This is a genomic window from Ramlibacter sp. PS4R-6, from assembly GCF_037572775.1.
Lineage (GTDB): Bacteria > Pseudomonadota > Gammaproteobacteria > Burkholderiales > Burkholderiaceae_C > Ramlibacter.
Window position 1 is genome coordinate 3,440,327 of the sequence record NZ_JBBHKA010000001.1, and the last position, 19,114, is coordinate 3,459,440.

The 19,114-nt window shown below is 70.1% G+C and carries 22 protein-coding genes; 9 read left to right on the forward strand and 13 right to left on the reverse strand.

Annotated features, from left to right (window positions below):
- Nucleotides 1-45: 45 nt before the first annotated feature.
- The 3 genes from WG903_RS17130 to WG903_RS17140 are packed head-to-tail and all read right to left on the reverse strand — an operon-like array spanning nucleotide 46 to nucleotide 2,260.
- Nucleotides 46-1,179 (reverse strand): class I SAM-dependent methyltransferase, encoded by a 1,134-nt coding sequence (locus WG903_RS17130; protein WP_340077646.1) that lies wholly within the window; start codon nucleotides 1,177-1,179, stop codon nucleotides 46-48.
- Nucleotides 1,176-2,060 (reverse strand): DUF808 domain-containing protein, encoded by an 885-nt coding sequence (locus WG903_RS17135; RefSeq protein ID WP_340077648.1) that lies wholly within the window; start codon nucleotides 2,058-2,060, stop codon nucleotides 1,176-1,178. Before WG903_RS17135 ends, WG903_RS17130 begins: the two co-directional genes overlap by 4 nt.
- A gap of 23 nt (nucleotides 2,061-2,083) precedes the next feature.
- On the reverse strand, nucleotides 2,084-2,260 hold the full coding sequence (locus tag WG903_RS17140; protein WP_340077650.1) for a hypothetical protein: 177 nt from the start codon (nucleotides 2,258-2,260) through the stop codon (nucleotides 2,084-2,086).
- 58 nt (nucleotides 2,261-2,318) lie between these two features.
- Here WG903_RS17140 and WG903_RS17145 point away from each other — a divergent pair, with 58 nt between their 5' ends.
- The 3 genes from WG903_RS17145 to WG903_RS17155 are packed head-to-tail and all read left to right on the forward strand — an operon-like array spanning nucleotide 2,319 to nucleotide 4,749.
- Nucleotides 2,319-3,014 carry a c-type cytochrome gene (locus WG903_RS17145; RefSeq protein ID WP_340077652.1) on the forward strand — a complete coding sequence of 232 codons (696 nt, stop codon included), beginning with the start codon at nucleotides 2,319-2,321 and terminating at the stop codon, nucleotides 3,012-3,014.
- A gap of 2 nt (nucleotides 3,015-3,016) precedes the next feature.
- The gene (locus WG903_RS17150; protein WP_340077654.1) at nucleotides 3,017-4,276 is read left to right on the forward strand and encodes a c-type cytochrome; all 1,260 of its coding nucleotides are present in this window, start codon (nucleotides 3,017-3,019) and stop codon (nucleotides 4,274-4,276) included.
- A complete protein-coding gene (locus WG903_RS17155; protein ID WP_340077656.1) occupies nucleotides 4,273-4,749 on the forward strand; it encodes a protein-tyrosine phosphatase family protein in 477 nt (158 codons plus the stop codon). The genes WG903_RS17150 and WG903_RS17155 overlap by 4 nt, the downstream gene beginning before the upstream one ends.
- A gap of 12 nt (nucleotides 4,750-4,761) precedes the next feature.
- On the opposite strand, the gene atpE is transcribed toward WG903_RS17155, so the two are convergent.
- Genes atpE through WG903_RS17190 form a run of 7 tightly spaced genes read right to left on the reverse strand, consistent with a single transcriptional unit; the run spans nucleotide 4,762 to nucleotide 10,663 of the window.
- Entirely contained in the window at nucleotides 4,762-5,004 is a 243-nt protein-coding gene (gene atpE, locus WG903_RS17160; protein ID WP_340077658.1) for a F0F1 ATP synthase subunit C, read from the reverse strand.
- A gap of 55 nt (nucleotides 5,005-5,059) precedes the next feature.
- Nucleotides 5,060-5,503, reverse strand: a complete 444-nt coding sequence (folK, locus tag WG903_RS17165; protein WP_340078270.1) for a 2-amino-4-hydroxy-6-hydroxymethyldihydropteridine diphosphokinase — start codon at nucleotides 5,501-5,503, stop codon at nucleotides 5,060-5,062.
- Nucleotides 5,504-5,528: 25 nt separating this feature from the next.
- Nucleotides 5,529-7,109 (reverse strand): polynucleotide adenylyltransferase PcnB, encoded by a 1,581-nt coding sequence (gene pcnB / locus WG903_RS17170; protein ID WP_340077660.1) that lies wholly within the window; start codon nucleotides 7,107-7,109, stop codon nucleotides 5,529-5,531.
- The gene (locus WG903_RS17175) at nucleotides 7,106-7,789 is read right to left on the reverse strand and encodes an HAD family hydrolase (protein ID WP_340077662.1); all 684 of its coding nucleotides are present in this window, start codon (nucleotides 7,787-7,789) and stop codon (nucleotides 7,106-7,108) included. The genes pcnB and WG903_RS17175 overlap by 4 nt, the downstream gene beginning before the upstream one ends.
- Complete coding sequence (gene hda / locus WG903_RS17180; RefSeq protein WP_340077665.1) at nucleotides 7,786-8,460, reverse strand: DnaA regulatory inactivator Hda; 675 nt, start codon at nucleotides 8,458-8,460, stop codon at nucleotides 7,786-7,788. The genes WG903_RS17175 and hda overlap by 4 nt, the downstream gene beginning before the upstream one ends.
- Nucleotides 8,457-9,527, reverse strand: coding sequence for an AI-2E family transporter (locus tag WG903_RS17185; protein ID WP_340077667.1), 1,071 nt, complete (start codon nucleotides 9,525-9,527; stop codon nucleotides 8,457-8,459). Before WG903_RS17185 ends, hda begins: the two co-directional genes overlap by 4 nt.
- An 11-nt stretch (nucleotides 9,528-9,538) precedes the next feature.
- Nucleotides 9,539-10,663 (reverse strand): AIR synthase-related protein, encoded by a 1,125-nt coding sequence (locus WG903_RS17190; RefSeq protein WP_340077669.1) that lies wholly within the window; start codon nucleotides 10,661-10,663, stop codon nucleotides 9,539-9,541.
- Between WG903_RS17190 and WG903_RS17195 the strand changes: the two genes are divergently transcribed.
- The 4 genes from WG903_RS17195 to WG903_RS17210 all read left to right on the forward strand — a co-directional run bounded on the left by WG903_RS17195 (nucleotide 10,662) and on the right by WG903_RS17210 (nucleotide 14,408).
- Nucleotides 10,662-11,849 carry an MFS transporter gene (locus WG903_RS17195; RefSeq protein WP_340077671.1) on the forward strand — a complete coding sequence of 396 codons (1,188 nt, stop codon included), beginning with the start codon at nucleotides 10,662-10,664 and terminating at the stop codon, nucleotides 11,847-11,849. The two genes, WG903_RS17190 and WG903_RS17195, sit on opposite strands and share 2 nt — an antisense overlap.
- Before the next feature lie 84 nt (nucleotides 11,850-11,933).
- Nucleotides 11,934-12,500, forward strand: a complete 567-nt coding sequence (locus WG903_RS17200; RefSeq protein ID WP_340077672.1) for a cysteine hydrolase family protein — start codon at nucleotides 11,934-11,936, stop codon at nucleotides 12,498-12,500.
- A complete protein-coding gene (locus WG903_RS17205; protein WP_340077674.1) occupies nucleotides 12,500-13,480 on the forward strand; it encodes a GlxA family transcriptional regulator in 981 nt (326 codons plus the stop codon). The genes WG903_RS17200 and WG903_RS17205 overlap by 1 nt, the downstream gene beginning before the upstream one ends.
- Before the next feature lie 88 nt (nucleotides 13,481-13,568).
- Nucleotides 13,569-14,408 (forward strand): ParA family protein, encoded by an 840-nt coding sequence (locus WG903_RS17210; RefSeq protein ID WP_340077676.1) that lies wholly within the window; start codon nucleotides 13,569-13,571, stop codon nucleotides 14,406-14,408.
- A gap of 49 nt (nucleotides 14,409-14,457) precedes the next feature.
- Here WG903_RS17210 and WG903_RS17215 read toward each other — a convergent pair whose 3' ends face one another.
- Complete coding sequence (locus WG903_RS17215; RefSeq protein ID WP_340077678.1) at nucleotides 14,458-15,309, reverse strand: SirB1 family protein; 852 nt, start codon at nucleotides 15,307-15,309, stop codon at nucleotides 14,458-14,460.
- 58 nt (nucleotides 15,310-15,367) lie between these two features.
- On the reverse strand, nucleotides 15,368-16,933 hold the full coding sequence (gene murJ / locus WG903_RS17220) for a murein biosynthesis integral membrane protein MurJ (protein WP_340077680.1): 1,566 nt from the start codon (nucleotides 16,931-16,933) through the stop codon (nucleotides 15,368-15,370).
- A 79-nt stretch (nucleotides 16,934-17,012) separates the two neighbouring features.
- Between murJ and rpsT the strand changes: the two genes are divergently transcribed.
- Nucleotides 17,013-17,312: a 30S ribosomal protein S20 gene (rpsT, locus tag WG903_RS17225; protein ID WP_340077682.1), complete on the forward strand. Its 300-nt coding sequence runs from the start codon at nucleotides 17,013-17,015 to the stop codon at nucleotides 17,310-17,312.
- Nucleotides 17,313-17,409: 97 nt separating this feature from the next.
- On the opposite strand, the gene WG903_RS17230 is transcribed toward rpsT, so the two are convergent.
- A complete protein-coding gene (locus WG903_RS17230; protein WP_340077684.1) occupies nucleotides 17,410-17,736 on the reverse strand; it encodes a DUF3579 domain-containing protein in 327 nt (108 codons plus the stop codon).
- Between the two features lie 185 nt (nucleotides 17,737-17,921).
- On the opposite strand from WG903_RS17230, the gene WG903_RS17235 reads away from it, so the two are divergent.
- The gene (locus WG903_RS17235) at nucleotides 17,922-19,112 is read left to right on the forward strand and encodes an aspartate aminotransferase family protein (RefSeq protein ID WP_340077686.1); all 1,191 of its coding nucleotides are present in this window, start codon (nucleotides 17,922-17,924) and stop codon (nucleotides 19,110-19,112) included.
- Nucleotides 19,113-19,114: the final 2 nt, after the last annotated feature.

Below are 19,114 nucleotides of genomic sequence, written 5' to 3' on the forward strand. Positions count from 1 at the left end.
GCACAGCCATATCCGGCAAACGCTTGAGCCAGCGTAGGAGGGGGCCTACCGTTGCGCTGCCAGGCGCCAGAGCGACGTGGTTTCGCGCGCGCGTGCGTCGTGCAGCGGGTCGTCGGCGTCGACGGCCTTGGGGTGCCGCGGGCGCGTGTCGTCGCGCGCCATCACACGCAGGCCCGCCGCTTCGATCCACGACGCCAGTTCGCCGGGCGCGCGCAGGCCGAGGTGCTCCGCGAAGTCGGACATCACCAGCCAGCCCTCGCCGCCGGGCGCCAGGTGCGCGCGCAGGCCTGCGAGGAAGGCGCGCGTCATGCGGCTGTCCTCGTCGTAGATGGCGCGCTCCAGCGGCGCGCTCGCGCGGCCCGGCAGCCACGGCGGGTTGCACACGATCAAGGGCGCGGGGCCTTCCGGGAACAGGTCCGCGCGCACCACGTCGACCTGCTTGGCCAGGCCGAGCCGCGCGATGTTGTCGCGCGCGCAGGCCAGGGCGCGCTCGTCGACATCGGTCGCCACCACCCGCTTGACGCCGCGTTTCGCGAGCAACGCCGCGATCACGCCGGTGCCGGTGCCCACGTCGAACGCCAGGTCCAGGTGCGGCAGCGGCGCCTGCGCGACGAGGTCGACGTATTCGCCGCGCACCGGCGAGAACACGCCGTAGTGCGGGTGGATGCGCGCGCCCAGCGCGGGGATCTCGACGCCTTTCGTGCGCCACTCGTGCGCGCCGATGACGCCGAGCAGCTCGCGCAGCGCAACCAGCGAAGGCGTGCCGTCCGCCGGCCCCCATGCTTCGGCGCAGGCCAGCCGCACGTCGGGCGCGCGATGCAAGGGAATGCGCCAGTCGCCGTCGAGCGGCACCAGCACGCGGCCGAGGATGCGGGCGCGCTGGCCTTGCTGCTGGCGGTGCTGGTGGAAGCGCTCGGTGATGGAGCCCGCGGGCTTGGCCGGCTTGCGTTTGCGCTCCATCCGGCGCGCCATCGCCTGCAACAGCTGGCGCGCGTTGTGGTAGTCGCTGCGCCACACGAGGCCCGTGCCTTCGCTGGCGAGCCGCACCGCCTCGTCGGCCGTGAGCGTGTCGTCGACCGCGCGCAGCCGAACCGGCGGCGGCACGCCGGCTTCGGAGCGCCAGCGAGCGCGCTGCGGCTGGCCGCCCTCGGCCCACTCGACGAACACGGGTTCGCTCATGCGCGGCGCAGGACGCGCTGCGCCAGCGTGAACACGCCCAGCGCGATGGCGCCCGCGACCAGGCCCACGACGATGTTGAAGCCGGCCGCCGCCAGCGCGTGCAGGTTGTCGCCGATGTGGTGCAGCCACGGCATGCCGTGCACGAGGATGCCGCCGCCCACCATGAACATCGCCGCGGTACCGACGACCGACAGGGTCTTCATCAGCCATGGAGCGGCGCGGACGATGCCGCTGCCGATGGCGCGCGGCACGGCGCCGGGCCGGCGCGTGAGGTAAAAGCCGATGTCGTCGAGCTTCACGATCAGCGCGACCACGCCGTACACGCCGATCGTCATGGCGATCGCGATGCCGGCGAGCACCACGACCTGCTGGAGGAAGTCGGCCTCGGCCACCGTGCCGAGCGTGATCGCGATGATTTCGGCCGACAGGACGAAGTCCGTGCGGATCGCGCCGCGGATCTTGTCCTTCTCCACCGCGCACAGGTCGACTGCGGGGTCGGCGACGGCGCGCGCCAGTTCCTCGTGGTGCGCGTCGTCCTCGGCCTTGCTGTGCAGGAAGCGGTGCGCGATCTTCTCGAAGCCCTCGAAGCACAAGAAAGCGCCGCCGATCATCAGCAGGATCGTGACGGCCCACGGCGCGAAGGCGCTGATCGCCAGCGCGGCGGGCACCAGGATCGCCTTGTTGAGGAACGAGCCCTTGGCGACCGCCCACACGACGGGCAGTTCGCGCTCGGCGCGCACGCCCGCCACCTGCTGCGCATTGAGCGCCAGGTCGTCGCCGATCACGCCCGAGGTCTTGTGCGCGGCCGTCTTGGCCAGCAGCGACACATCGTCGAGCAGCGTGGAAATGTCGTCGAGGAGTGCGAGGAGACTGGATGCCATCGGCCGATTATGTTCGGCCCGGCTCAGTCGTTGCCCGTCGTGTACGGGCTGCGCGGATGGTAGGGCTGCTCGCCCGCGGGCGAGGGCTCGGCACGCGGGTTCGGATGGTGCTGCGTTTCGTTGGTGCCCGGCTTGTCTTCCTCGGGCGGCAGCGGCTGGTCCAGTTCCTTCGGGCGCTCGGGCAGTTTGGGGATGGCCATGCGCCAATCTAGGACGGCCGCGCTGCGGGCGCTGTAGGACTGGTGGCATAGTCGCCGCATGCGCTGCGCCCTGCTCGTCCTCTTCTTCGCGTGTGCTTCGGCGTGTGCGGCGCCGGCCTTCGAGGACACGATGGCGCAACGCACGCTGGCCTGCACCGCCTGCCACGGCAAGGAAGGCCGCGCCGCGCCCGACGGCTACTACCCCCGCATCGCGGGCAAGCCGGCGGGCTACCTCTACAACCAGCTGCTGAACTTCCGCGACGGGCGCCGCCACTACGGGCTGATGACGCGCCTGATCGACCCGCTGTCGGAGCCTTACCTGCTGGAGATCGCGCAGTACTTCGCGGCGCTCGACCTGCCTTACGCGCCGCCACCGGCGGCGAGTGCCACGGCCGACGTGCTCGAGCGCGGCCGCCGCATCGCGCGCGACGGCGTGCCGGCGGCGAAAGTGCCCGCGTGCGTGCAGTGCCACGGCGAACGCCTGACCGGCGTCGCGCCGAACGTGCCCGGCCTGCTGGGCGTTTCGCGCGATTACCTCAACTCGCAGCTGGGCGCGTGGCGCTTCGGCCAGCGGCGCGCGCATGCGCCCGACTGCATGGCCGACATCGCGAAGCAGCTGCCGCCCGAGGACCTGGCGGCGGTCGCTGCGTGGCTGTCGGCGCAACCGCTGCCGGCCGACGCGCATCCGGCCACGGCGCTGCCCGCCAGGCCGCCGATGGCGTGCGGCAGCGCGAACCTGCCGAAGGGATCGTGAGCATGGGCAAGCGCATCGCCCTCGCCATCGTCGCGATCCTTGCCGTGCTGGCGCTGGCCGTGGGCTGGTTGAACCTGCGCGAGGAAGCCGGAGCACCCGCGCCCGCCGCGACAGGGGACCCAAAGCGCGGCGCTTACCTCGCGCGCGCGGGCAACTGCATCGCGTGCCACACGGAGCGCGGCGGCGCGGCGTTCGCGGGCGGGCGCGCGATCGAAACGCCGTTCGGCACGGTGTTCTCCACCAACCTCACGCCGGACGCGCAGACGGGCCTGGGCGAATGGAGCTCGGCCGACTTCTGGCGCGCCCTGCACCATGGCCGCTCGCGCGACGGGCGGCGGCTGTACCCGGCGTTCCCCTACCCGAACTACACGCTGGTGACGCGCGCGGATTCGGATGCGATCTTCGCGTACCTGCGCACCTTGCCGGCCGTGCCCAAGGCCGCGACGCCGAACCGGCTCCGCTGGCCCTACAGCACGCAGGCCGCGCTGGCGGTGTGGCGCGCGCTGTACTTCACGCCCGGCGGCTACGCGGGCGAGAAGGACAAGCCGGCCGAATGGAACCGCGGCGCCTACCTCGTGAAGGGGCTGGGCCACTGCAGCGCGTGCCACTCGACGCGCAACGCCCTGGGCGCGAGCAGCGACATGATGGACCTGTCGGGCGGCGTGATCCCGATGCAGAACTGGTATGCGCCTTCACTGGCCTCGCGCAATGAGGCGAGCGTGGCCAACTGGGACGTCGCCCAGATCGAAAGGCTCTTGCGCACCGGGACCGCGCCGCGCGGCACGGTGCTGGGCCCGATGGCCGAGGTGGTGCTGCAAAGCACGCAGCACCTGGACGATGCGGACGCCCGCGCGATGGCGGTGTTCCTGAAGGACCTGCCGCAGCGCGAGGGCGAACCGGCGAAGGTGGCGGAGCTGCCCGCGCGCATCGCCGAGCGCGGCGCGCTCGTGTACCGCAACAGCTGCTCGCAATGCCATGGCGACAAGGGCGAAGGCGTGGCGAACGCCTACCCGGCGCTCGCGGGCAACCGCGCGGTAAATTTGCCCGTGACGGCGAACCTCGTGCAGGTCGTGCTGGGCGGCGGCTTCCCGCCGGCCACGGCGGGCAACCCGCGCCCCTTCGGCATGCCGCCCTATGCGACGCTGCTGTCCGACGAAGACGTCGCCGCGGTGCTGAGCCACATCCGCATGTCCTGGGGCAACCGCTCGGGCGCCGTGAGCGCGCTCGACGTCGCGCGCCAGAGGAGCAGCACGACGCAATGAACCTGCGCCCCGTCGAACTTCCGGCCACGGTGCGCGGCTCGCTGTGGCTCTCTGCGATGCCCGGGCGCTACGGCTCCATGCGCGAGTTCGAGGACAAGGCGAAGGCCGGCGGCCTGAAGGTCGTCGTGTGCCTCACGCCGCGCGACGAGATCGACGAGTTGTCGCCCGACTACGGCGCGGCGGTGCGGCGCGGCGGCGCGAGCTACGAGTGGGTGCACCTGCCGGTGCCCAACTTCGGCGTGCCGCCGGATGCGAAGGCGTTCCGCGCCGCCATCGACCGCATCGCGCGCCGCATCGAAGCCGGCGAGTCGGTGCTGATGCACTGCGCCGCCGGCATGGGCCGCACCGGCAGCGCGGCCGCTTGCGTGCTGAAGGCGCTGGGCCTGCCGGCCGAGGAAGCGCTGGAGCGCGTGCGCGCGGCGGGCTCCAACCCGCAGAACGCCGCGCAATCGGGCTTCGTCGACTGGTTTTAGGAGCCAGGCTCCTCAGTGCGCGAAGGGGTTCGCGAAGACGAACATCATCGCGATGCCCACGCCGATCAGGAAGTTGGCGTCGATCAGGCCGGCCAGCAGGAACATCTTGGTCTGCAGCGGCTCCATCATTTCCGGCTGCCGCACGGCGCCCTCGATGAAGCGGCCACCCATGGTGCCGATTCCCAGGCAGGCGCCGATGGCGCCCAGCCCGATGATCAATCCGCACGCTACCGCGATCAGTCCCGTGTCGCTCATGGTGTACCTCCGTTGTCGATGGCCCCATGGTGCCGCCGCGGGTGCGGCCTGCCAATTACGCGGGAGGTAATGGTTCGATCCGCTGGTGAGCGACGGCCTGCAGGCGATCGGCGGGCACGAGCGCTGGTGCGATCTCGGCCAGCGGCACAAGGACGAAGGCGCGCTCGTTCATCCGCGGGTGCGGCACCGCCAGCCGCGCGGTGCGGATCGTGTCGGCGCCGTAGAGCAGCAGGTCCAGGTCGAGCGTGCGCGGCGCGTTGGGGTACGGACGTTCGCGCCCGGCTTCGGCCTCGATGGCCTGCAATTGCGCGAGCAGGTCGTGCGCCTGGAGCTGCGTCTCGAGCTGCGCGACGGCGTTGATGAAGTCAGGACCCTGGGCTTCGTGCGGCGCCGTGCGGTAGAGCGACGACGCCTTTACCAGCGTCGATTGCGGCAGTACGGCGAGCCGCGCGAGCGCGCTGCGCACGGCGGCCACCGCGTCGCCCAGGTTCGCGCCGATGCCGACGTACGCCGTGACCGTCGCGCTACTCCTGCGGGCCGGGTGCGGGCGCGCCGCCGGCGCTGCCGCCCTGCCCCGACGGCTTGCGGCGCCGGCGCCGCCGCTTGCGCGCTGCGGGCTGGCCGTCACCGGAAGGCGTGCCTTCGGCAGGCGGCGTGGGTTCAGCCTGGCGCCGGCCCTGCCGGGCCTCCTGCTCCTGCGCCGGCTTCGGCGGGCGCGGCGTGCGCACGCGCCGCGCGCCGCCGCGCTGCTCGTCGCGCAGCTGCGCCACGAGGTCCTCGCGCACCGAGTCGCTGGCCTGGCTGAACTCCTGCCACCAGTCGGCCAGCACCACGTCGACCTCGCCGACGTCGGCGCGCAGGCGCATGAAGTCGAAGCCGGCGCGGAAGCGCGGCTGCTCCACCATCGAGAACGGCGTATTGCCCGTGCGCTTCTCGAAGCGCGGCTGCATCATCCAGATCTCGCGCATGTCGGCGCCGAGCTTGCCGCGGCCTGACACGTCGCCGATGCGCGAATCGAAGACGCTGTCGATCGCATCCTGCAGCGCGGGGAAGGGGTGCATCTTCTGCGCCAGGCGCTCCGACCAGCCGTCGCGCACGTCCGACCACAGCACGCAGGCGAGCAGGAAGCTGGGCGCCACCGGCTTGCCCTCGGCGCAGCGGCGGTCGGTGTCCTGCAGCGCGGCGCGCACGAAGGGGTCGGCGGCGCGCTCGACGATCAGGTCCAGCAGCGGGTAGATGCCCTTGGCCAGGCCCAGCGCCTTCAGCTGCTCGATGGTGGCGATCGCATGCCCCGTCTGCAGCAGCTTGAGCATCTCGTCGAACAGGCGGCTTTGCGGCACGTCCTGCAGCAGCGACAGCGAAGGCTTCAACGGCGCGGCGGTCTTGGCGTCAAGCTTGAAGCCCAGCGCGTTCAGCTTCGCCGCGAAGCGGATGGCGCGGATGATGCGCACCGGGTCCTCGCGGTAGCGCGTGAGCGGGTCGCCGATCATGCGGATCAGGCGCTTCTTCGCGTCCTTGATGCCGCCGTGGTAGTCGACCACCGTGCGCGTCTCGGGGTCGTAGTACATGGCGTTGATCGTGAAGTCGCGGCGCGTGGCGTCCTCGTCCTGCGGGCCCCACACGTTGTCGCGCAGGACGCGGCCGGTGGAATCCACCGCGTGCTTCATGCCGGCGAGCTCGCTGCGGCTGGTCTTCTCGTTGCCCGCCACCTGCTCGGCCGCGGCGTTGTCCATGTACGCGCGGAAGGTCGAGACTTCGATCACCTCGTGCTCGCGCCCGCGGCCGTGCACCACGTGCACGATGCGGAAGCGCCGGCCGATGATGAAGGCGCGGCGGAACAGCGACTTCACCTGCTCGGGCGTGGCGTTGGTCGCCACGTCGAAGTCCTTGGGGCGCAGGCCCAGCAGCAGGTCGCGCACGGCGCCGCCGACGATGTAGGCCTCGTAGCCGGCTTCCTTCAGGGTGTGCACGACGTTGGCCGCGCGCTCGTCCACGAGCGTGGGGTCGATGCCGTGCTCTTCGGGGCCGATCTCGCGGCGCTTGCCGAAATCCGGGCGCGCGGGCTTGCCGCTGCCCAGCAGCTTGTCGATGAATTTCTTGATCATTGGTGGGGAAACAGGTCGAGTATGCGCCAGCCGCGCTGCTTCGCGATGGCGCGCAGGCGCGCGTCGGGGTTGGTGGCCACGGGGTGGTCCACGCGCTCGAGCAGCGGCAGGTCGTTGGTCGAGTCGGAATAGAAGGTGATGTCGGCGCCGGCCCAGTCGAGGCCGCGCTGCGCGAGCCATTCCTCGACGCGGTGGACCTTGCCTTCGCGCAGCGAAGGCACGCCGTCGATGTCGCCGGTGATCCAGCCCGCGTCGTCGCGCGCCAGCTTCACCGCGATGAGCTCATCCACGCCGAGCTCCCGCGCGATCGGGATCACGACGAACTCGTTGGTGGCCGTGACGATGGCGATGAGGTCGCCCGAGCGGCGGTGGCCCTCGATGAGCTCGCGCGCCTGCTCGTGGATGACGGGGCGGATCACCTCGTGCATGAATTGCGCATGGGCCTTCGCGCCCTCGTCGGCGCCGCGCAGTCGCACGGCCTCGGTCGCGAAGCGCACGTAGTCGTGCACGTCGAGCGTGCCGGCCTTGTAGTGTTCGTAGAACTCGTCGTTGCGCCGCTTGAACTCGACCGGGTCGGTCCAGCCGATCTTCTGCGTGAATTCGCCCCACGAGAAGTCCGAGTCGATCGGGATCAGCGTGTGGTCCAGGTCGAACAGGGCGATCTTGGTCTTGCGGCTCACTCGTTCTCCAGCATCGATTTGATCAGCGGGATGGTGATGGCCCGCTGCGTCTGCAGCGCGTAGCCGTCCAGTTGCTGCAGCAGCTGCATCAGGCTCGCCAGGTCGCGCGAGAAGCGCGTGAGCATGAAGTCCATCACCTCGTCGGAGAGGAACACGCCGCGCTCGTCGGCCGCCTGGCGCAGCACCGCACGCCGCTCGGGCTCGCTCAGCACCTGCAGCTGGAACACATGGCCCCAGCCCAGGCGCGTGCGCAGGTCTTCGCGCAGTTTCAGGTCCGCCGGCGGCAGCGCCCCCGCCGCCAGCACGCCGCGCTGCAGCGCCTGCGCGTTCACGAACCAGTTGAAGGCCGCATGCTGCTGCACCGCCGTGTACAGGTGGACGTCGTCCATCATCACGGCGGCCCAGCGCTCGTCGAATGCGGGCGGCTCGGCGATGCCGGCGTCGAGCCAGCCGCAGCTCGCCCCTTGGTCGCGCAGGACCTGCCCGGTGGCCCGGAGCAGGTGCGTCTTGCCGCTGGCGGTGGCGCCCCACAGGTAGGTCGGCACCGGCGAGCGCGTCGGGCTGCCCGCCCACAGCAGCAGGTGGCGCAGCGCGGGCTCGTTGGGGCCCGCGAAGAAATTCGCGAGCGACGGCGGTGCGCCCAGGCCGATGTCCAGAGCGATCTGCTTCATCCCTGGTACAGGTTGCTGCCCATGTAACCCGCGCGCAGGCGGCGGATGGCGACGAGCAGGACGGCGCTGGCCGGCAGCGCGACGAGCACGCCGACGAAGCCGAAGAGCTGCGCGAACGCCAACAGCGCGAAGATCACCGCCAGCGGATGCAGGCCGATGCGCTCGCCCACGAGGCGCGGGGTGAGGAAGAAGCCTTCGACGACTTGGCCGCTGCCGTACACCACCGCGACCATCACGAGCGCCTTGGCCGATGCGAACTGCAGGAAGCCCGCGAGCAGCGCGAGGATGAGGCCGATGCCGAAGCCGACGTAGGGCACGAACATCGCCAGGCCCGTGAACACGCCGATGGGCAGCGCGAGGTCCAGCCCGAAGAGCGCGAGGCCCGTCGAGTAATAAACCGCCATCGTCACCATCACGAGCAATTGCCCGCGCAGGTACTGCCCCAGCACCGCGTCGGCCTCGTGGGTGAAGGAATCGACACCCGGGCGCGCGCGCGGTGGCACGAGCTCCAGGACGCGGTGCGTGACCTTGTCCCAGTCGAGCAGCAGGTAGTACAGCGCCACCGGCGTGAGGATCAGGTTGAAGATCACCACCGCCGCGACACTGCCGCCCAGGCGCAGCGACGAGAAGAGCGAGGACACCGCATCGCTGTAGTTCGCATTGAGCCAGCCGACGGCCTGGGCCTTGAGGCTGGCGAGGTCCAGCGCCACATAGATGCCCAGCTCGCGCAGCCAGGGCCGCGCCCAGGCGTCGAGCTTGTCGAACATGCCGGGCAGCTGCTCGCGCATCAGCGGCAGCTCCTTGTACAGCACGGGGACGACCAGCAGCACGAGCAGGGCAAGGACCACGAAGAGCAGCAGCTCGACGACGGCGGCGGCGAGCCAGCGCGGGAACTTGCCCCCCGCCATTTCGCACAGGCGATCGACCAGCGGCGTGAGCACGTAGGCGAGCACGGCAGCGATCGCGAACGGCGTGATCACGGGCCCCAGCGCCCGCAGCAGGAACACCGCCAGCAGGGCGAAGGCGATCCACAGCGCGGCGCGTTTCTGGGTCGGCGTGAACTCCATGCGTGCTTCGTTCAGCGCAGCTGCAGGTCGTCGTCGCCGAAGCGGATCGACAGCGGCTCGACCAGCAATTGCTTGGGCCCGGCTTCGACGGCACCGGCGACCCAGGCGTCGATGCCGCAGGCCTTGGCGACGTCGACGGTGCGCTGCGCGTCTTTCGCGGGGACGAAGATCGCGAAGCCCGCACCCATGTTGAGCGTGCTGTAGGCCTCGCGGTCGTCCTGCTGGGCGTGCTGCTGGATGAAGCGCAGCACCGGCGGGACCGGCGGCACGGTGTGGATCCGGTACGTGAGCTGCGCGGGATGGCGCAGCAGCTTGCGCCAGCCGTGGCCGGTGATGTTGGCGCAGTAGTGCGGCTGGATGCCGGCCTTGTACAGGGCCTCGGTCACCGGCGAATAGAGCGTCGTCGCGTCGAGCAAGGCCTCACCGTAGCTGCGGCCGTCGTCGAGTTTCGTCAGGTAGCCCTGCGGCAGCCGCTCGACCAGCTTGCGCGCGAGCGACAGGCCGTTGGCGTGGATGCCGCTCGATGCCAGCAGCACGATGGCATCGCCGGCCGCCAGCTTGTCGCCCACCGACAGCCGCTCCTTCGGGTTGATCAAGCCCGTGCAAGAAGCCGCAAGGTCGATGCGGTTCGCCTCGACGATGCCGGCGAGCGCGGGCGTCTCGCCGCCGCCCCAGGCGACGCCGCACACCTCGCACGCCTTCTTCCAGCCTTCGACCAGCGCCTGCGCGCGCTGCGCGTCGGAGAACCATTCCGACCCGCCCGCGGCCCAGTACGCCTGCACGACCAGCGGTGTGGCGCCCACGGTGATCAGGTCGTTCACGGCCATCGCGATGGTGTCCTGCGCGATACTCGCGTAGAAGCTGCGGCCGGTGAGCTGGTGCATCTCGTCGGCGACGAGCGCCTTGGAGCCCAGGCACTCGACGATGGAAGCGATGTAGAAGGGCCCGACGTCGACGACGTACGCCGACTCGCCGCGCGAGGCCTTCACTTCGGTGAAGCCGTGCGCCGCCAGGTGGGCCCCGGTGGCCGCGGCGGCCCGCTGCGCGGCGACCTTGAGGGGGTCGATGAGGTCGTAGTTGACGCCTGCCTGTTCGTAGCTGAGGGTTCCGCCCCCGGCCGATGCCTTCGAATCCATGACCAAATTATCGCCCGCCACCGACCGCATGCCCCGCGCCGTCTGGGCGCTGGGCTTCGTGAGCCTGCTGATGGACGTTTCCTCGGAACTGATCCACAGCCTGCTGCCGGTGTTCATGGTGACCGTGCTCGGCACCAGCATGCTCACCGTCGGGATCATCGAGGGCCTGGCCGAGGCCATGGCGCTCATCGTCAAGGTGTTCTCGGGCGTGCTCAGCGACTGGTTCGGCAAGCGCAAGCCCCTGGCCGTGCTGGGCTACGCACTGGCCGCGGTGTCCAAGCCGCTCTTCGCCATCGCCGACAGCATCGGCCTCGTGCTCACGGCGCGGCTGGCCGACCGTTTCGGCAAGGGCATCCGGGGGGCGCCGCGCGATGCACTGATCGCCGACATCGCCCCGCGCCACATGCAGGGCGCCGCCTTCGGTCTGCGGCAGTCGCTGGACACGGTCGGCGCCTTCACCGGGCCCTTGCTCGCCATGGGCCTGATGGTCCTGTGGGCCAACGACTTCCGCGCCGTCTTCTGGGTCGCGGTGATTCCAGCGGTCCTCGCGGTGGCGCTGCTGGCGTTCGGCGTGCGCGAGCCCGACGTGCCCCGCAGCGAGAAGCGCGAGTTCCCCATCCGCCGCGCCAACCTGCGGCGCTTGGGCAGCGCCTACTGGTGGGTGGTGGCCGTGGGCAGCGTGTTCACGCTGGCCCGCTTTTCCGAGGCCTTCCTGGTGCTGCGAGCGCAGGAAGGCGGGCTCGCCATCGCCTTCGCCCCGCTGGTGCTGGTGGCCATGAACGTCGTTTACTCGCTCGGCGCGTACCCGCTGGGCAAGCTCTCGGACCGGGTGAACCGGCACGCGCTGCTGGCCGGCGGGCTGGTGGTGCTGATCGTGTCCGACGCCCTGCTCGCCCTGTCGTCCACCGGCCCGCTGCTGTGGGCCGGCATCGCGCTGTGGGGCCTGCACATGGCCATGACCCAGGGCCTGCTGGCGGCGATGGTCGCGGGCAATGCGCCCGACGACCTGCGCGGGACGGCTTTCGGGGTCTTCAACCTGGCCAGCGGCATCGCGCTGCTGGCGGCCAGCGCCCTGGCGGGCTGGCTGTGGGACGCCTACGGGGCCTCGGTCACCTTCTGGTGCGGGGCGGGCCTGACGGCGCTGGCCCTGGCGGGGCTGCTCGCGCGCCGGCCGGTGATGTCCTAAACTGATCGAAACCCGTCCCGTGGCGCGTGGCACGACCCGCGCGCGCCAGCGAAGATCGCGGCATCCACCCACCGAAAGGCCGCCATGAAGTCCTGTCTCGTTCTGATCGACATCCAGGAATCCTTCCGCCACCGCCCGTTCTTCACCGAGCGAGACCTGCCCGCCTACCTGGAGGCGCAGAACGCGCTGATCGAGGGTGCGCAACGCCATGGCGTGCCGATCGTGCGTGTGTTCCACGTCTCCGGGCCGAAGGCCGCGTCGAACCCGTTCGCGCTCGAATCGGGCCACGTGCGGCCGCTGCAGGGCCTGCGCGAGTGCGAGCCCGCCGCCACCTTCCACAAGTCGCGCCACAGCGCGCTGGTGGGCACGGGGCTGGACGTGTGGCTCACGCAGAACGGCGTCAACCGCATCGTGGTCAGCGGCATCCGCACCGAGCAGTGCTGCGAGACCACCGCCCGCCACGCGTCGGACCTGGGCTTCGCCGTGGACTTCGTCGCGGACGCCACGCACACCTTCGACATGCAGAACGCCGACGGCTCGACGCTCACGGCCGCCGACATCAAGCAGCGCACGGCCACCGTGCTGAAGGACCGTTTCGCCACGATCTGCACGGCGGCGCAGGCGGTCGAACGCATGGCGCGCGGCGAGTGATGAAAAGACCCATCCCGGTCTGGTTCGTGCTGCTGCCCGGCAGCCTGGTCCTGGACTGGGGCGGGCCGGCCGAGGCGCTGCGCATCGCCAACCAGTGCCTGGCGGAGCGTGGCGAAGCGCAGCGCTTCGAGCTGCGCTTCATCGGGCCCGAGACAGCGCCGGTGACTTCGGTCGGCATCGCAGTGACTGGCGTCGATCCGCTGCCCGAATCACTTCCGGAAGGCAGCTGGCTCGTGCTGGTCGGCATGCCGGGGCGCCAGTTCGACCCCACCCAGCCCGGCGCGCCCGAGACCTTGCGCTGGCTGCAGCAGCAGCGGCCCGGGCAGCGAGGGCTGCGCATCGTCACGGTCTGCGCCGGCTCGCTGATCGCCGCCCACGCGGGCTTGCTGGACGGCCGCCGGGCCACGACGCACCACCAGCACCTGGAGGAATTGCGGAAGGTCGCGCCCTCCTGCGACGTCGTGGGCAACCGGGTGTTCGTGCTCGATGGCGACGTGGCCTCGAGCGCGGGGGTCACGACCGGCATCGACCTGGCCTTGCACCTCATCGCCCAGGAGTGCGGCGCGCCGCTGGCCGCACGTGTGGCGCAAACCATGGTCGTGGCCCTGCGCCGCGGCCCCAACGACCCGGAGCTCTCGCCGTTCCTGGCCCACCGCGGCCACGTCCACGCCGCCTTGCACCGCGTGCAGGACGCCGTGTGTGCCGAGCCGCAGCAGGACTGGACGCTGGCCCGCATGGCTGCCGTCGGCCACACCTCGGCGCGCCACCTCACGCGCCTGTTCGTCGAACACGCGGGAACGGCGCCCATGGTCTACGTGCGGCGGATCCGGTTGGCCCTCGCGCAGGCGGCGCTGGCCTCGGGCCAGGGGGTCACGAGGGCCGCGGAGATCGCCGGCTTCTCGTCGGACACCCAGTTGCGCCGGGCCTGGCGCAGTCTGGGCCTCGCCGGCCGGCCGTCCGAATCGCTACAAATCCGCTAGCGACGGCCCCGCATCCGGGCTTTCGTTGTGGACGGCTGCCCAAATTTGTAGCAGACTGGCCCTCCCCCGGGACGAGGAGACGGTTTCCATGCCTGTGATCGCGGTCGTCAACCGCAAGGGCGGCAGCGGCAAGAGCACCTTCGCGGCGCACGTCGCGGCCTGGTGCGCGCGCGCGGGCCACGCCGTGATGCTGGGCGACGTCGACCGCCAGCAATCGAGCCGCAACTGGCTGCGGCGCCGTCCTTCCGACCTTCCCGCCATCGCGCCCTGGGCGATGGACCAGAACACCTTGCGCGTGCCCACGGGCATCAGCCACGTCGTGCTCGACACGCCCGGCGGCCTGCACGGCTTCGAGCTGGCGCGCGTCGTGATGTTCGCCGACGCGATCGTCATGCCGGTGTGCCCGTCGATGTTCGACCGCGAATCGGCCGCGCTGTGCCACGCGGAACTGATGGCGCTGCCGCGCGTGGCCAATGGCCGCTGCCGCATCGGCGTGGTCGGCATGCGCATCGACGGCCGCACCAACGGCGCCGAGGTGATGCGCGCCTGGGCCGACGCGATGGGCATCCCCTTCCTGGGCGTGCTGCGCGAGACGACGGTCTACACACGGGCGCTGGAACGCGGGCTGACGATCTTCGACGTGAAGCCGGCGCAGGTCGCCACCGACCTGGGCCAGTGGCAAAGCATCCTCGAGTGGCTGGAACCGGTGATCTCCCCGCCGCAAGCGGCGAACGACGGGCCGGTGATCCGCACGCAGGCGCCCACGCGCATCGCGTCGGCCCGTCCGGAGAACCTGATGCCCGCGCAGGACTCGCTGGTGCACGGCACGCGGCTGTCGGGTGTTTCGGCGACGCGCACGGAACACCGTGCGGTGGCGGGAACGCTGGCGGGATCGCGCACGCAAGTCCCGCAGTTCCTCAAGCGTTAGACGACGCTGGATCCCGGCCTGCGCCGGGATGACACGCCTGCGCGGCGTGTCAGCTTTTTTCCCTGCGCAGGTTCGCGACGCGGTCGGCGATCGAGTCGATGTCCAGCGCATCCTGCGCGTGGACCAGGTACGTCTCCAGGTCCACCACCGCCAATTGCGAATGCCCTTGCTCCGCATGCGCGAGGCCGCGGTCGCGGTACTCGGCCCAGGCATCGGGCAACAGCACCAGCAAGCGGTCCTCCACCGCGATGAGGCGCTGCCAGTCCTCTTGCGACTGGTGGATTTCCTTCAGGTTGCGCAGCATGCGCGCCACGATGTCGCGCGCCGGCGCGGCCTGCAGGTACAGGCCCAGCGGCACCTCGAAGTCGTCGATGAGGCCGCTGCGGCGCTTGTAGGGCTCCAGCCTTTCCTCGAGCTCCTCGCGCGAGAGCGACTGGCCCGTGAACGGGTCGATCACGACCTGCCCCTTGGGCAGGTTCACCTTGACCATGAAGTGCCCCGGGAAGCACACGCCGCGCGCGTGCAGGCCCAGGCCCTGCGCGAGCTCGATCCACAGCACCGCCAGCGCGATCTGGTTGCCGCGGCGCGTGCGCAGCACCACGTTCAGGTAGCTGTTGTCGGGGTCGCAGTAGTCGTTGACGTTGCCGCCGAAGCTCAGGTCGCGGAAGAAGAACTGGTTGAGCGCGCGCAGCCTTTGCAGGGCGGCGGCGTCGGCGGGCAGGCGGCGCTTCAGGCGTGCGAGCAGCTGGTCGACGTCGCCCAGCACCTGCTGCACGTCGAGGTCAGGGTATTCGTCCTGCGCGATGCTGCAGGCGGCTTCGAGCAGCGGGAACTCGTCGTCGCTTTGCACGAGAGCACTGAAGTACTCCAGCGGCGTCGGCGGCGTGAAATTCAACAGCATGGTTCTTTGTAGTGGAGGCCCCCCTGCCCGTCAAGGCAGGGAAGTCCGCGCATCCCGCTTAGTGCGCGATAAATTGGCGAAGTTTCAAGCCGGCCGCCCAAAGGGCGGCGAAGTAGATCGCGCCGGCGGCCGCGAGCAGGCCCGCGAGCAAGGCCGCGCGTTGCAACGCTTCGGCGCGCAACGCCAGCCATGCAAAGGCGGAAGCACCCCACATCAGGAACACCGTCATGAGCGCCGTCGCCGCAACCACCTGCAGCAGGAAGCGCCCCCAACCGGGCGTCGGCTTGTAGGTGCCCCGGCGCAGCAGGCCGACGAGCAGCCAGCCGGCATTGAGCAGCGCACCGAGGCTGATGGACAGCGCCAGGCCGGCATGCCGCAGCCAGGGCACCAGCGCGATGTTCATGAGCTGCGTGATGACCAGCACCGCGATGGCGATGCGCACCGGCGTGCGGATGTCCTGGCTGGCGTAGAAGCCGGGCGCCAGCACCTTGATCGCCACGAGGCCCACGAGGCCGGCGCCGTAGCCGGCGAGCGCCAGCGCCACCTGCGTGACGTCGCTGTCCTTGAACGCGCCGTAGTGGAACAGCGTGGCGATCAGCGGCACGTTGAAGACCAGGAGCGCGAGCGAGCTCGGCACCGCGAGCAGGACCACGAGGCGCAAACCCCAATCGAGCATCGCGGAGTAGCGCGCGTCGTCGCCGCCGGCGCGCGCGCCCGCGAGCTGCGGCATCAGCACCACGCCGAGCGCGACGCCGAGCAGCGCGGTGGGGAACTCCATGAGGCGGCCGGCGTAATCCAGCCACGTCACGTTGCCGGGGCCCAGCCACGAGGCGATCTGCGTGTTGATCATCAGCGAGATCTGCGAGACGCTGACGCCCAGCAACGCCGGCGCCATCAGCGCCGCCACGCGCCGCACGCCGGGCTCGGCCATCGCGCTGCGCAGCGTCTTCCACCCCAGGCCGATCCGTGGCAGCAGGCCCATGCGCAGCAGCGCCGGCACCTGCACGGCCAGCTGCAGCACGCCGCCCAGCATCACGCCGCCGGCCATCGCGTAGATCGGCTCGATGCCCATGCTGCGGAACCACGGCGCGCCCAGCCAGGCCGCGAGGATCATCGCCACGTTCAGCAGCACCGGCGTGGCCGCCGGCACCGCGAAATGTTTCCACGTGTTCAGGATGCCGGCGGACAGTGCCACCAGCGACATGAAGGCGATGTACGGGAACATCCAGCGCGTCATGAAGACGGCCGCCTCGAAGCTGTGGGGCGTGTTCTTGAACCCGCTGGCGAGCAGCCACACCAGCACCGGCGCGCCGGCCACGCCGATCACGCAGGTGACCAGCAGGGCCCACGCCAGCACCGTGGCCACGCCGTCGATCAGGCGGTGGGTGGCTTCCTCGCCGTCCGTTTCCCGGGAGTGGGCCAGCGCCGGCACGAAAGCCTGGCTGAAGGCGCCCTCGGCAAAGAGCCGGCGGAACAGGTTGGGGATGCGGAATGCGACGTTGAATGCGTCGGTCAACCCGCTGGCGCCGAAGGTGGCCGCCATGAGCAGGTCGCGGACCAGCCCCGTGATGCGCGACGCCAGCGTGAGCAGCGAGACGGTGGATGCGGCTTTGAACAGGCTCATCGGCAGCGCGCCAGTGTACCCGCCGCTATAATGGTGGGCTTTGCTGGCAACATCCTCAGACACTTAAGGACACATTTACATGGCCGCTGGAAAACCCAAGAAAAAGAACCCGCGACTGGCCTCGGGCCGGAAGCGCGCACGCCAGGACGTCAAGCTGAACGCAGCGAACACGTCCCTGCGCTCCAAGTACCGCACCGCGGTGAAGAACGTCGAGAAGGCCGCCGCCACCGGCGACAAGGCCAAGACCGCCGAAGCCTTCTCGAAGGCCCAGAGCATCATCGACACCGTGGCCGACAAGCAGATCTTCCACAAGAACAAGGCCGCTCGCGACAAGAGCCGCCTGGCCGCCCGGGTCAAGACCCTGGCCACCGCCGCCTGACGATTCAGGCAAACAGCCCGCAGGCCCGAAAGGCTTGTGCCGTTTGAAACGGGTGCGCTGCCAGCAAAGTGACAAAGGGGCCTTCGGGCCCCTTTTGTCATCCCGGCGCAGGCCGGGATCCAGTGTCTTTCTCGTCCGGCATCAGGCAGGCTTCGCCGTACTCGAGGTTGTTGTCCTTGGCGAAGTTCACGACGAAGTCCCAGGCCATGGGGTCGGCCTCGCGCAGCTCCATGCTGCACACCACGCACTTGACGCCGTTGACCACGGTGGGGAAGCACCAGGGCGAATAGCTCAGGTGGCTGCCGGGCTGCACGCCGCCGGGGCGGAAAGAGCTCATCACACCGGCCAATCGCTCGGCCCAGTCGCTCGGGCGAAACGTCTTGCCGTCGCGCGTGACGCCCTGGATGAAGATCTGTTTCGCCATTTTTTGCAGCGCAGCAGGAAATTGTACTCTTATATAAGACCTGGCCCTTTCAGCCCGCTGTCACGGGGCATCGGTCTGATGCGGAATCGGCAACCAAGGGCCGCGACGCGTGTGCCTAGAATTGGGCCTCAGCGGCTCACTCGTTGGGCCGATTTCTTTTTCTGGACCTGGAAAGGACCGTTTCGATGATCGAGGCTGCATCGCCCCACACCATGAACACCTACGGCCGGCTGCCGATCGCGCTGTCGCATGGCCGAGGCGTGCGCGTGTGGGACGTGAACGGCCGCGAGTACCTGGACGCCCTCGCCGGCATCGCCGTGAACACGCTGGGCCACGCCCACCCGAAGCTGGTGGCGGCGCTGCAGGACCAAGTGGCCAAGATCATCCACTCGTCCAACTACTACCACGTGCCCAACCAGGAAAAGCTGGCGGCCAAATTGGTCGAGCTCTCGGGCATGACCAACGCGTTCTTCTGCTGCACGGGCCTGGAGGCCAACGAGGGCGCGATCAAGCTCGCGCGCAAGTTCGGCCACGACAAGGGTATCGAGACGCCGCAGATCGTGGTGTACGAGAAGGCCTTCCACGGACGCAGCATCGCCACGCTGTCGGCCACGGGCAACGAGAAGGTGCAGAAGGGTTTCGGCCCGCTGGTGCCCGGCTTCATCCGCGTGCCGCTCAACGACATCGAGGCCCTGAAGCAGAAGACCGCCAACAACAAGAGCGTGGTGGCCGTGTTCTTCGAGACCATCCAGGGCGAAGGCGGCGTGAACCCGATGCGCGTCGAGTACCTGAAGCAGGTGCGCGAGCTGTGCACGCAGAACGACTGGCTGCTGATGATCGACGAGGTGCAGTGCGGCATGGGCCGCACCGGCAAGTGGTTCGCGCACCAGTGGGCCGGCATCGTGCCGGACGTGATGCCGCTGGCGAAGGGCCTGGGCTCGGGCGTGCCCGTGGGGGCCGTCGTCGCCGGCCCCAAGGCCGCCAACATCTTCCAGCCGGGCAACCACGGCACTACTTTCGGCGGCAACCCGCTCGCCATGCGCGCGGGTGTCGAGACGATCCGCATCATGGAAGAGGAAGGCCTGCTCGCCAACGCCGCCCGCGTCGGCGCGCACCTGAAGGAGGCGCTGGGCAACGAACTCGGGTCGCTGGAAGGCGTCACCGAGATCCGCGGCCAGGGCCTGATGCTGGGCATCGAGCTGGACAAGCCCTGCGGCGTGCTCACGCAGCGCGCCTGCGACAACGGCCTGTTGATCAGCGTGACGGCCGACAGCGTCATCCGCCTGGTGCCCCCGCTGATCCTCACGGTGGCGGAAGCCGACGAGATCGTCGCGAAGCTCGTGCCGGTGGTGAAGCAGTTCCTGGCGGAGCCCTGAGC

Coding starts and splice junctions, on each gene's coding strand:
- WG903_RS17130 (WP_340077646.1), bottom strand. CDS start 1,179: ATGAGCGAACCCGTGTTCGTCGAGTGGGCCGAGGGCGGCCAGCCGCAG.
- WG903_RS17135 (WP_340077648.1), bottom strand. CDS start 2,060: ATGGCATCCAGTCTCCTCGCACTCCTCGACGACATTTCCACGCTGCTC.
- WG903_RS17140 (WP_340077650.1), bottom strand. CDS start 2,260: ATGGCCATCCCCAAACTGCCCGAGCGCCCGAAGGAACTGGACCAGCCG.
- WG903_RS17145 (WP_340077652.1), top strand. CDS start 2,319: ATGCGCTGCGCCCTGCTCGTCCTCTTCTTCGCGTGTGCTTCGGCGTGT.
- WG903_RS17150 (WP_340077654.1), top strand. CDS start 3,017: ATGGGCAAGCGCATCGCCCTCGCCATCGTCGCGATCCTTGCCGTGCTG.
- WG903_RS17155 (WP_340077656.1), top strand. CDS start 4,273: ATGAACCTGCGCCCCGTCGAACTTCCGGCCACGGTGCGCGGCTCGCTG.
- atpE (WP_340077658.1), bottom strand. CDS start 5,004: ATGAGCGACACGGGACTGATCGCGGTAGCGTGCGGATTGATCATCGGG.
- pcnB (WP_340077660.1), bottom strand. CDS start 7,109: ATGATCAAGAAATTCATCGACAAGCTGCTGGGCAGCGGCAAGCCCGCG.
- hda (WP_340077665.1), bottom strand. CDS start 8,460: ATGAAGCAGATCGCTCTGGACATCGGCCTGGGCGCACCGCCGTCGCTC.
- WG903_RS17185 (WP_340077667.1), bottom strand. CDS start 9,527: ATGGAGTTCACGCCGACCCAGAAACGCGCCGCGCTGTGGATCGCCTTC.
- WG903_RS17195 (WP_340077671.1), top strand. CDS start 10,662: ATGACCAAATTATCGCCCGCCACCGACCGCATGCCCCGCGCCGTCTGG.
- WG903_RS17190 (WP_340077669.1), bottom strand. CDS start 10,663: ATGGATTCGAAGGCATCGGCCGGGGGCGGAACCCTCAGCTACGAACAG.
- WG903_RS17200 (WP_340077672.1), top strand. CDS start 11,934: ATGAAGTCCTGTCTCGTTCTGATCGACATCCAGGAATCCTTCCGCCAC.
- WG903_RS17205 (WP_340077674.1), top strand. CDS start 12,500: ATGAAAAGACCCATCCCGGTCTGGTTCGTGCTGCTGCCCGGCAGCCTG.
- WG903_RS17210 (WP_340077676.1), top strand. CDS start 13,569: ATGCCTGTGATCGCGGTCGTCAACCGCAAGGGCGGCAGCGGCAAGAGC.
- WG903_RS17215 (WP_340077678.1), bottom strand. CDS start 15,309: ATGCTGTTGAATTTCACGCCGCCGACGCCGCTGGAGTACTTCAGTGCT.
- murJ (WP_340077680.1), bottom strand. CDS start 16,933: ATGAGCCTGTTCAAAGCCGCATCCACCGTCTCGCTGCTCACGCTGGCG.
- rpsT (WP_340077682.1), top strand. CDS start 17,013: ATGGCCGCTGGAAAACCCAAGAAAAAGAACCCGCGACTGGCCTCGGGC.
- WG903_RS17230 (WP_340077684.1), bottom strand. CDS start 17,736: ATGGCGAAACAGATCTTCATCCAGGGCGTCACGCGCGACGGCAAGACG.
- WG903_RS17235 (WP_340077686.1), top strand. CDS start 17,922: ATGATCGAGGCTGCATCGCCCCACACCATGAACACCTACGGCCGGCTG.